Genomic DNA, 10,637 nt, shown 5'->3' with positions numbered 1-10,637 from the left:
TCTCCCGACCCCCTTCGGGGGCCACCCTCCCCCGCAGAGGGGGGAGGGAGGGCGCACGTCGAGCCAGGACCGGCTCCCCAAAGAATCCCAAAAAACTACCGCACGGTGGCGATGCCGTCCGCGGTGGTGGCGGTGCCGACGTTCTGGCGCAGATCCGCTTCGCCCAGCGTCTTCAGCTCGAGGCGGAGCAGCACGGTCTGGTTGCGCTCGCGGACGCCGGTCGCGGTGGCGATCGGCGAGTTGATGTAGTTGAGCGAGATCGTCGTGCACTCGTCCTGGTAGCCGCCGCCGAAGCTCGCGCCGGAGAGGTAGAACCGGCCCGGATTCTGGTAGGTCGGCACCGTTCCGATCGGGTTGGCGAGGTAGGCCGAGAGGGCGTCCGTGTAGGTGTTCCGGATATCGAGGTAGTGGGTCAGGTCCACCAGGAGCGAGCCGGAGACGAACCAGTTCGGCGTGATGTTGTAGGTGGCGCTGGCGGTCACGCCCTCGCGGTAATGGCTGTAGCCGAGCAGCGGCTGCGCCTCGTAATACGAGTAGAACGCCGAGACGGTGAGCGGCAGGAACGGTGCGAACCGCGCCGTTGCGCCGGTTTCGAGCCGGGCGACGTGGAAGTCGGACTGGTCGAACCGCGCGCGGGTGATGAACGTGATGTTCTGGTTCGGCGAGACCTGGAACCGCCCGACGAAGTCGGAGCGCCGGGTCTCCAGGCCGGAATCCAGCCCGACATTGGCGATGTCGCCCCGGCGGAACGAGTTCACCCCGGCGAGCTGGATGGACTCGCCGAACATCACGTTGGTGTACCAGCCCGAGGGCGTCACCACGGAATACTGGCCGCCGAGATTGGTGCGCACGCCGCCCTCGACCCGGTCGTAGCCGGAGAACTTGTCCCACTCGAACAGGGAGGTGTCGTCGAACACCAGGCTCTGGGCGTCCTCGTTCGGCAGGCGGCCGATCCGGGTCTCGGACGGGCGCGCGATGATCTGGCCGATCGGCTCCAGGGTGTGGACGCCGAGCGCACCGAAATTGGCGACGAACGGGTAGCGGTAATCGAGCCCGACCGCCGGCATCACCCGGCCGGCGAAGCCGTCGTCGATCTTGGCGACCTGGGGGGCGAGGTCGTTCTGGTAGCCGGAGAAGCTCGGGTTGGTGAAGAACGCGTCGGTGCGCAGATACGCGAACGGCGTGAACTTCTGGCCCCAATCGTCGATGAAGCTCCGGCGCCAGGACAGTTCCGCCGAGGCGCGGGTGTTGGTGCCGGCGAGCCCGTCGATGGCGCACAGGCCGCGCTGGAACACCGTGCAGGTCTGGTAGAGCGGGAAGCTGACGCCGTTCACGCTCGGCGAGAAAAGGTAGCTCGAGGTGCGGGGCAGGCCCTGGAACTGGGTGGTCTCACGGGTCAGGCTGGTGATGTTGGCCTGGAACCGGACCTCGCCGCCGATCTCGGCCGGGCCGTTGACGCGCTTGTCATAGTCGATCACCGGCGCAACGATCGGCTGCTGCTTCTGCCAGTCGAAGCTCGACAGGCCCTTGAAGTAGTAGCCGCGCGCCTCGAACCACGACCGGTCGCCCTGGCCGACCAGGTAGGCGGTCGAGGTCGCCTCGCGGAAATAGTCCGTGGTGATGTTCTGGTTGCGGATCCGGTAATTGTCGAGGAACCACTTGTCGGTGACGCCGACGAGGTCCCAGCCGGTCCGCCAGCGGTCGTTGATGTAGAACCGCCCCTGCGATTCCACCGAGCCGCGGAAGTCGCGCTCGCCGGCGCCCAGCGGGCTCGGCAGGAACGCCGACGGGGTCGTCTGCGAGATGCCCGACAGGCGGATGTTGTAGAAGCCGTTGTCGATCCGCTGGCGGAACTCGGCTTGGCCGAGCACGCCCTGGCGGCTCAGCAGGGTCGGAGTGATGGTCAGGTCGTAGTTCGGCGCGAGGTCGACGAAGTACGGCAGCGACACGCCCCGGCCGAGCGCCGTGGTCGAGATGAAGCGCGGCGTCAGGAAGCCGGTCTTGCGCTTCACGGTCGGGTCCGCCGCCTCAAAATAGGGCAGGTAGGCGACCGGGATCCCGGCGATCTCCAGGGTGGAATCGTCGAAGTAGATCGTGTGGGTCTGGTTGTCGTGGATGATCTTCTTGGCGCGGATCTGCCAGAGCGGCGGCGTCTCCGGGTTGTCCTTGCACGGCTCGCAGGCGGTGTAGCTGCCGGACTCGAAGCTGGTCTGCTCGCCGTTCAGGCGCTCGGCCCGGGGGGCGGAGAAGCGCGTCCGCACCGTCTCGGTCCGCCGCTCCACGGTCTGCTGGCCGCGGAACGCATCGACGAAGCCGGTCTTGAAGTCGTCTGTCAGCTCCATGCGCGCGCCGGTCACGACGCCGCCATCGGCCTCGGTGAGGCGGACGTTGCCCTGGGCGAAGACCCGGCCGGTGCCGCGGTCGTAGCGCACGCTGTCGGCCTGGAGGGTCCGGGGACCGAAATGAAGCTCGGCGTTGCCGCGCGCGGTCACGGTGTTGTGGTCGTTGTCGTAGATCAGCTCGTTGGCCTCGACCAACAGCTTGTCGCCCGGCTTGCCGAGCTTCGGCGTCGCCATCCCCTGGGCATGCGCCAAGACGCCCCCGGCCAGCGGCGCGGCGAGCGCCAGCGCGGCCAGGAGGGCCGTCTTCCGCAGGATGTGGGCGACCTTACGCAACGCGCGACCCAACCCCTGTGACGTGATCCGCCACCAACCTCACACACCCGTCTCCCGTCCCGCGATGGTTCACGGGCGTCAGCCGTCTTCCTGGTACAGAAGCGTAAGCGTACCGAGAAGACTGCCTACCACGGCCGGGAACCACGCCGCCACCGGTGCGGCGACGAGTCCGGACGCGCCGAGCCCCTCCATGACCTGTCGGACCACGTAGAGAGCGAAGCCCGCCGCGACGCCGCCGAGGACGAGTTTACCGACCCCACCAAAGCGGAAGAACCGTAAGGAAACGGTTGCGGCCACGATCACCATAGCGAGGAACAGGACCGGCCTGGCCCACAGGACATCGTACTGAAGACGGTATCGGGTGGCGTCGAGACCGGCCCGCTCGGTCCGCGCGATGGTTGTGGGAAGTTGCCAGAAAGGCACAGATTCCGGGGGGGTGAAGCGCTGCCGGACCTGCCCGGGGTCCAGGTTCGAGGCGATCAGGTAGGTGTCGAACGACTCAGGCGGCGCGTCCGGGGCGAGCACGCGGGCGTCCGACAGCGCCCAGTAGCCGTCGTGGAGGGTGGCCTCGGCGGCCACGATCTGCTCGGCGAACTTGCCGGCCTGGTCGAAGGTGAAGACCGAGACCCCCGCCAGGGTCGTGGTACCCTCGATGGCGGTCTCGGCCCGGATGATCGCCTCGCCGTCGAGGCCGCGCTGGCGGATCCAGAGATCCTTGCCGGACCCCGCCTTGGTCGACTTGGCGAAGATCTTGGCCTCGATCTCGGTGGAGCGCTGCTTCAGCAGGGCGGAGACCGGGTTGTAGATGCCGACTGCCACCGCCCCCAGCGCCAGGGCCACGAAGAAGCCGGGCTGGAGGAACTGCCAGGCCGAGATCCCGGCCGCGCGCGCGACCACCAGTTCGAGCTTTCGCGAGAGCTGCAACAGGGCCGCCATCGAGCCGAACAGCACCGCAAAGGGCAGCACGCCCTCGGCCACCGCCGGGGTGCGGTAGAGCGAGAGCAGCGCCATCAGCCCGGTGGAGGCGCCCTCGGCCTCTCCGGCCCGGCGCAGCAGCTCCACGAAGTCGAGGGTGTAGACCAGCGCGAACACGGTGACGAAGACGCCGAGCACCGTGCGGGCGAACCGGGCGGCGAAGTAGCGCCCGAGGGTCGGACCGATCAGCATCGCAGGCTCAGCGTGCCGGGGCGAGGCGCGGGGCGCGGATCAGGGCGCGCACGGCGCCCGCCACCGCGGCGTTGAAGGCGCGCACCCGCGGGCCGAAGAAGATCAGCAGGCCCGACAGCGCGATCGCCAGGAGCGGGACGCCGTAGATCGCCGCCACCGCCCCGGCGCTTCGTGCAGCCGCGCTCACCGCGGCGAAGCCCGCGATCCGCAAGCCCACCACGGCCAGGATCGCCCCGGCGACCGCGAGGCCGCGGCCCTGCCGGGTGGTGCGGGGATCGCCGAGCGCCGCGAAGGCGATGAACACCAGGGCCAGCGGGTAGAGGCAGGCCGACAGCCGGTCGTGCAGCTCGGCCCGGAACCGGCCCTTCTGCAGCTTGTAGTAGCCCTCGGTCTGGTCGGGGAATAGCAGCTGCGAGGTCGAGCGCTCGCGCGGCTTGTAGATCGTGTCGGCATCCGGGGGCGCGAAGGCCGCGAGGTCGATCGTGTAGCGCTCGAAGGTCAGGATCGAGGAATCGCGCGAGTCCTTCTGCTGCTGGTGGACGCTGCCGTTCTCCAGGACGAGGAAGCTCTGCCCGTCGATGTCGACGGCGTTGCCGCGGTCGGCGAGGTAGACCTTGGTCTTCCCGGCCTCGCGCCGGTCCTGGATGAACAGGCCCTTGAGCACGCCGCCGGGCCCGCGCTCGCGGAAGTGGAAGGTGATGCCGTTGTCGAGCTGGGTGAACTGCCCCTCCTTGACGACGTTCGCGATGAAGTCGCCCCGGACCCGGGTGATCACGTCGCGCAGCTCCTGGAAGCTCGCGGGCATCACCACCACCACTAGGAACCCCACCAGGAAGCTCACGATCAGCGCCAGGGTCAGGAACGGCCGCAGCAGCGCGCGGGGCGGCATGCCGGCGGCCGCCATTACGATCAGCTCGGAATCGCCGTTGAGCTTGTTCAGCGCGTACACGGCGCCGATGAACAGCGCCACGGGCGCGATCACCACCACCAGCGTCGGCAGCGACAGGCCGGTCACGAACAGGAAAACCAGGAGGGTCTGGCCCTTGGCGGTCACCAGATCGAGCTCGCGTAGGGCCTGCGTCAGCCAGATCGTGCCGGTGAGGCCGATCAGGCACGCGAGGCTCGCGCCCAGGGCGATCCGAAAGATGTAGCGCTCGATCTGCCTCATTGGCCCGGCAGTTCCGCCCGTCCTCTCGCGCCCTCATGGGCCAGGGACCCGACAAAAGGGGCGATTCCAGGGCTGCTGCGCCGCGTTGCGTTTGCCGCCTCAGCGGCTACACAAGGCGGATCACGCCCCGCGGCATGGCCCGAGCGTGGGAACGGCTGCGGAACATTGGGCAGGACGACGGGTATGGCGGACGGTATCGAGATCGGTTTCGGACCCCTGGAGCAGAGCGGCCAGGGCCCGGGGGGATCGGGCGATCTCGTGGTGTTCGTCGGCGACGACCTCGCCCTCGGCTCGGCGGCCCGGGCAGCCCTCGGCGCCGCGGGCGCCGACCTCGTGGCGAAGGCTGCGGCCTCGGAAAAATTCAAGGGCCGCTCGCTCAGCGCCCTGAGCCTGCCGACGCCGGCGGGCGTCAACGCCGACCGGCTCGTCGTGGTCGGGCTCGGCTCCGAGAAGGACCGGGCCAAGACCGACTGGCCGGCGCTCGGCGGCTTCACCGCCGGCAAGGTCGCGGGCCGGGCGGCCCGGGTGGTGCTCGACTGGCCGGGCACGAATGTCAGCGCCGCGCAGGCCGGCGAGTTTGCGCTGGGCGCGCGCCTGCGCGTGTACGCGTTCGACCGCTACAAGACCAAGAAGAAGCCCGACGCCGAGGACAAGGGCGGCACCACGCTCACCCTCCTGCTCGCCGAGCACGGCACGGCCTCCCGCGAGGGCGAGGGCGCCCGGACCCTGTCCGAGGGCGTGATCCTGGCGCGCGACCTCGTGAACGAGCCGCCGAACGTGCTCTTCCCGGAGGAGTTCGCCCGGCGCGCCTCGGAATTGTCGAAGCTCGGCGTCGAGATCGAGGTGATCGAGCCGGCGCGTATGCGCGAACTCGGCATGGGTGCGCTGCTCGCGGTGGCGCAGGGCTCGGTCCGCGAGCCGCGCATCGTGATCATGCGCTGGAACGGCGGCCCCGCCGGCGAGGCGCCGGTCGCCTTCATCGGCAAGGGCGTGGTGTTCGATTCCGGCGGCGTCTCGATCAAGCCGGGCGGCGGCATGGAGGACATGAAGGGCGACATGGGCGGCGCGGCCGCCGTGGTCGGCGCGCTCCACGCGCTCGCGTCCCGCAAGGCCCGCTGCAACGTCGTCGGCGCCATCGGCATCGTCGAGAACATGCCCGACGGCGGCGCCTACCGCCCGTCCGACATCCTCACCTCCATGTCCGGCCAGACCATCGAGGTCATCAACACCGACGCGGAAGGCCGCCTCGTGCTCGCCGACGTGATCACTCACGTGGTCCGCAGCGCCAAGCCGAAGGCGATGATCGACCTTGCGACGCTGACGGGCGCGATCATCGTGGCGCTCGGCCAGGACATCGCCGGGATGTTCTCCAACGACGACGCGCTGGCCGCCAACATCAACGCCGCCGGCGAGGCCACGGGGGAGAAGGTCTGGCGGATGCCGCTGATCCCCGCCTACGACAAGGCGATCGATTCCAAGTTCGCCGACATGAAGAACACCGGGGGCCGTCATGGCGGCGCCGCCACCGCGGCCTCGTTCATCAAGCGCTACGTCGAGGAGGTGCCGTGGGCGCATCTCGACATCGCGGGCGTGGCGATGTCGTCGAACGCCAGCGAGATCAACCGCAGCTGGGGCGCCGGCTGGGGCGTGCGCCTGCTCGACCGGCTGGTGCGCGACCATTACGAGGCGCGGTGAGGCGGATCATCGGTCTGAGCCGCCCAGCGTCGGAGATGCCGTCGATTGGTGCATCAACGACAGCAAGACAAACCCCTTTTGTCATTCCGGGGCGCCGCAGGCGAACCCGGAACCCATAACCGCCGACGAGGCCAGGTTTCGATCGGTCGGCGGCTATGGATCCCGGGCTCCGCTGCGCGGCCCCGGGATGACAAGGTGAGTGCTCAGGCGCCAGCGTGATCCGGGAGCCGGTAACGGAACAAATTTTTGATAGGGGCGCGCCCTGTGCAGTCCGTCGCGCGTGACAGGACTCATGTCTCTGTGAAAGCTACAAAAAGAACCCTTTTCGCTGCAGCCCCGATCCTGGCCATGCTCGCGGCGTTGGCGCTGGTGACCATCACCGGCTTCAGCCAGCGCTCCGCCGTGCCGGAGGCTTTCGAGCCCTGGATCTACGGCTACTTCATCGCCCGCTATCCGCTCTTCGCCTTCGCGCTCGTCTACGGGATCGCGCATCTCGCGACGGTCGCGGCGGGGCCGGGGCCGGCCTCCACCTTCCGAAGGATCCTGTTCGCGTCGCTCGGCACGGCGGCCCTCATCGTGGTCGGCCTGTACCCGACCTTCGGGGGCCTAGTCCTGCGCGGCGGCTACGCCACCGGCGGGATGGCGTTCCTGACCCATCAGCCCCTGTGGCTGGCCTACGGGCTCGGCGCCGGCGTCGCGGCGGCGATCTTCGGCGGTACCCTCGGCCTATCCGCCCTGGCCGCCAACCGGCCCCTGCGCCCGCGCCTGCGGCGAATCGGGGCCGGATTGCTGGCGTACCTGGCGCTCTGGTTCGGCGCCTGCGTGATCGGGCTCGCGGTCCCGCTGGGATTCGGATCCTGGCCGCTCCGGGGGATGCGTCTCCCCGAGGCCGGCCTTGCCGCGCTGCTCCTCGTCGTCGCCGCCCTGCCGCACGTCGCCCTCACGACATTGAGCCGGCTACGTCGGGCCGCCTGACGGCGGCGCCTTGCTAGTGGCGGTGGGTTCGCCCACAGTCTGAGGGTTCTGCGTAGGGACGAGACCCGACCGTCGAGAGTCGGGCTCGCGGGAGACGACGCGATGCGCGAGGCCAGCGTAATCGAGCACGGTGCCACGGCACGCACGCACGGGTCCGAGATGGATCCGGCGTTCGCACAGCTTTCGCCCCGCCCCTGGCTCGCCGCCTACCCGCCGGGGGTTCCGGCCGAGATCGACGTCGACAACCTCGGCACCCTGGTCGACCTGTTCGAGACCAGCGTTGCGGCCTTCGCCGACCGTCCGGCGATGCTCTGCTTCGGCTCGACCCTGACCTATGCGGGCCTCGGCAAGCAGGCGCGCGCCCTGGCGGCCTGGCTGCGCGCCCAGGGGCTGGCGAAGGGCGACCGCGTCGCGATCATGCTGCCGAACGTGCCGGCCTACGCGGTGGCCCTGTTCGGCGTGCTCTCGGCCGGCGGGACGGTGGTCAACGTCAACCCGCTCTACACGCCCCGGGAATTTTCCCAGCAGATCAACGATTCGGGCGCGCGCTTCCTGATCGTCCTCGAGAATTTCGGTGCGACCGTCGCGGCAGCTCTGCCTGACGTGACGCTGGAGCGCGTCCTCCTGGTCGGCCCGGGCGATGGGCTCGGGCTCAAGGGTCAGGTCATTAACCTCGCCAGCCGCCACGTGCGCAAGGCCGTGCCGCCGTTCCAGTTGCCCAACGGGCTGGCGCTGCCGTTCACGACCGCCCTGCGCCGGGGCAGCGGCATGCCGCACGCCTCGGTGCCGGTCGGGCCGGAGGACCTGGCGTTCCTGCAATACACCGGCGGTACGACGGGCGTGGCCAAGGCGGCGATGCTCAGTCACCGCAACATCATGGCCAATGTCGAGCAGTCGCAGGTCTGGTTCAACGCGAAGGATCCGAGCATCCTCCGCTGCGCCGTCACGGCCTTGCCGCTCTACCATATCTTCGCGCTGACGGCCTGCTTCTTCCAGTTCATGCGCAACGGCGGATCGTGCCTGCTGATCCCCAATCCGCGCGACTGCGACGGCATGGTGAAGACCCTCAGCCGCCACCGCTTCACGTGCCTGATGGGCGTGAACACGCTGTTCAACGTGCTGATCAACCACCCCAAGATCGGCACGGTCGACTTCTCGAACCTCGACTTCGTCGTCGGGGGCGGGACGGCGGTGCAGCGGCCGGTGGCCGAGCGGTGGAAGGCGCTCACCGGCAACACCATCCTGGAGGGCTACGGCCTGTCGGAGACATCCCCGGTGGTGAGCGCCAACCCGCCCGGCATGACGGAGTTCTCCGGGACGATCGGGTTCCCGTTCCCGTCCACCGAGGTCTCGATCCGCGACACCTCCGGCAAGCCGGTTCCGCCGGGCCAGCCCGGCGAGATCTGCGTGCGCGGGCCCCAGGTGATGCGCGGCTACTGGAACCGCCCGGATGAGACCGCCCGAGCCATGACGCCCGACGGCTTCTTCCGCACCGGCGACATCGCCGTGATGGAGCCGGACGGCCAGATCAAGATCGTCGACCGGATGAAGGACATGATCCTCGTCTCGGGGTTCAACGTCTATCCGAACGAGGTCGAGGAGGTGCTGGCGGCCCATCCGGCGGTCCTCGAATGCGCGGTGGTCGGCGCGCCGAGCGAGGAGACCGGCGAGATGGTGGTCGCCCACGTGGTCATGAAGGATCCGGCGGTCTCCACCGACGCCCTGCGGGCACATGCCCGCACCCAGCTCACCGGCTACAAGGTGCCCCGCCGGGTGGTGCTGCACGACGCCCTGCCCAAGACCAATGTCGGCAAGGTGCTGCGCCGGGTCCTGCGGGACGAGACGCCGCCCGGTTGAGCGGGCCCGCGGCGGATCGTCGTCGGCCGCGCACGTAACCGTCTGTCCCGATCGCCGAATGGTGAGACTGCGGCGGTTGTACCCCTGTCGGTGCCGACCGATCTGTGGGTTGTTCGCGCGGGACAGGCGAGGAGAAGCGATGTTGATCCGGAGCAGGCGCGGGTGGGAGATCCCGGAGACCGAGGCCACGCCCGAGGCCGTCTTCCTGAACCGCCGGGCGCTGCTCGGCGCCGCGGCCGGGTTGGCCGCCGGCTCCGTCCTGGGCGGCCGCTCCGCTCTCGCGGCCGCGGGTGATGCGGCGCTCTACCCGGCACCGCGCAACCCCGCCTACACGCTGGACCGGCCGTTGACGCCGGAGCAGTTCAGCGGTGCGTACAACAACTTCTACGAGTTCGGCACGTCCAAGACGGTGCTGCCGGCCGCCAACGCCCTCAAGACCCAGCCCTGGACGCTGAAGATCGACGGCCTCGTGGAAAAGCCGTTCGAGATCGGCGTCGAAGACCTGATCCGGAAGATCGGCCTGGAGGAGCGGCTGTACCGTCACCGCTGCGTCGAGGCGTGGTCGATGTCGGTGCCGTGGACGGGGTTTCCCCTGTCGAAGCTGGTGGCGCTCGCCAAGCCCGCGTCCGGGGCGAAGTATATCCGCTTCGAGACCTTCATGGACAAGGCGATGGCGCCCGGCCAGCGCGCATTCTTCTACCCCTGGCCCTACACCGAGGGGCTGACCCTGGCCGAGGCCGGCAACGACCTCGCCTTCGTGGTCACCGGAATCTACGGCAAGCCGCTGCCGAACCAGTTCGGCGCGCCGATCCGCATCGCGGTGCCGTGGAAATACGGGTTCAAGTCGGCGAAGTCGCTGGTGAAGATCTCCTTCACCGCCGAGCGGCCCAAGACCTTCTGGGAGGGCCTGCAGGCCTCGGAGTACGGCTTCTGGGCCAACGTGAACCCGGCGGTGCCGCATCCGCGCTGGAGCCAGGCCTCCGAGCGGGTCCTGGGCACCGACGAGCGGGTGCCGACGCTGATCTACAACGGCTACGGCGAGCAGGTCGCCGGGCTGTACAAGGGGCTGGAGGGCGAGCGGCTGTTCCTGTGAGGGACGG

7 protein-coding genes are annotated in these 10,637 nt (G+C 69.3%); 4 read left to right on the top strand and 3 right to left on the bottom strand.

The genetic code is table 11. The annotated features are described in order from the left end of the window. Window positions 1-95: 95 nt before the first annotated feature. From MFF40_RS21650 to lptF, 3 genes are all read right to left on the bottom strand, one after another. The gene (locus tag MFF40_RS21650) at window positions 96-2,675 is read right to left on the bottom strand and encodes an LPS-assembly protein LptD (protein ID WP_147896864.1); all 2,580 of its coding nucleotides are present in this window, start codon (window positions 2,673-2,675) and stop codon (window positions 96-98) included. Window positions 2,676-2,753: 78 nt separating this feature from the next. Further along, complete coding sequence (gene lptG / locus MFF40_RS21645; protein WP_238262168.1) at window positions 2,754-3,842, bottom strand: LPS export ABC transporter permease LptG; 1,089 nt, start codon at window positions 3,840-3,842, stop codon at window positions 2,754-2,756. A 7-nt stretch (window positions 3,843-3,849) separates the two neighbouring features. Then, entirely contained in the window at window positions 3,850-5,010 is a 1,161-nt protein-coding gene (lptF, locus tag MFF40_RS21640) for an LPS export ABC transporter permease LptF (protein WP_147856111.1), read from the bottom strand. Window positions 5,011-5,193: 183 nt separating this feature from the next. Here lptF and MFF40_RS21635 point away from each other — a divergent pair, with 183 nt between their 5' ends. The 4 genes from MFF40_RS21635 (at window position 5,194) to msrP (ending at window position 10,630) form a co-directional block, all read left to right on the top strand. Then, the gene (locus tag MFF40_RS21635; protein ID WP_238262166.1) at window positions 5,194-6,705 is read left to right on the top strand and encodes a leucyl aminopeptidase; all 1,512 of its coding nucleotides are present in this window, start codon (window positions 5,194-5,196) and stop codon (window positions 6,703-6,705) included. 348 nt (window positions 6,706-7,053) lie between these two features. After that, complete coding sequence (locus tag MFF40_RS21630) at window positions 7,054-7,680, top strand: hypothetical protein (RefSeq protein ID WP_147896862.1); 627 nt, start codon at window positions 7,054-7,056, stop codon at window positions 7,678-7,680. A gap of 102 nt (window positions 7,681-7,782) precedes the next feature. Then, the gene (locus MFF40_RS21625) at window positions 7,783-9,537 is read left to right on the top strand and encodes an AMP-binding protein (protein ID WP_238262164.1); all 1,755 of its coding nucleotides are present in this window, start codon (window positions 7,783-7,785) and stop codon (window positions 9,535-9,537) included. A gap of 139 nt (window positions 9,538-9,676) precedes the next feature. Next, window positions 9,677-10,630 (top strand): protein-methionine-sulfoxide reductase catalytic subunit MsrP, encoded by a 954-nt coding sequence (gene msrP, locus MFF40_RS21620; protein WP_147896861.1) that lies wholly within the window; start codon window positions 9,677-9,679, stop codon window positions 10,628-10,630. Window positions 10,631-10,637 lie beyond the last annotated feature (7 nt).

The sequence above is a fragment of the Methylobacterium mesophilicum genome (genome assembly GCF_022179445.1).
Taxonomy (GTDB): domain Bacteria; phylum Pseudomonadota; class Alphaproteobacteria; order Rhizobiales; family Beijerinckiaceae; genus Methylobacterium; species Methylobacterium mesophilicum.
The sequence above is the reverse complement of the archived record's forward strand: the minus strand, read 5'-3'. Positions and strand labels throughout refer to the sequence as shown.

Coding starts and splice junctions, on each gene's coding strand:
- lptG (WP_238262168.1), bottom strand. CDS start 3,842: ATGCTGATCGGTCCGACCCTCGGGCGCTACTTCGCCGCCCGGTTCGCC.
- MFF40_RS21625 (WP_238262164.1), top strand. CDS start 7,783: ATGCGCGAGGCCAGCGTAATCGAGCACGGTGCCACGGCACGCACGCAC.
- lptF (WP_147856111.1), bottom strand. CDS start 5,010: ATGAGGCAGATCGAGCGCTACATCTTTCGGATCGCCCTGGGCGCGAGC.
- MFF40_RS21630 (WP_147896862.1), top strand. CDS start 7,054: ATGCTCGCGGCGTTGGCGCTGGTGACCATCACCGGCTTCAGCCAGCGC.
- msrP (WP_147896861.1), top strand. CDS start 9,677: ATGTTGATCCGGAGCAGGCGCGGGTGGGAGATCCCGGAGACCGAGGCC.
- MFF40_RS21635 (WP_238262166.1), top strand. CDS start 5,194: ATGGCGGACGGTATCGAGATCGGTTTCGGACCCCTGGAGCAGAGCGGC.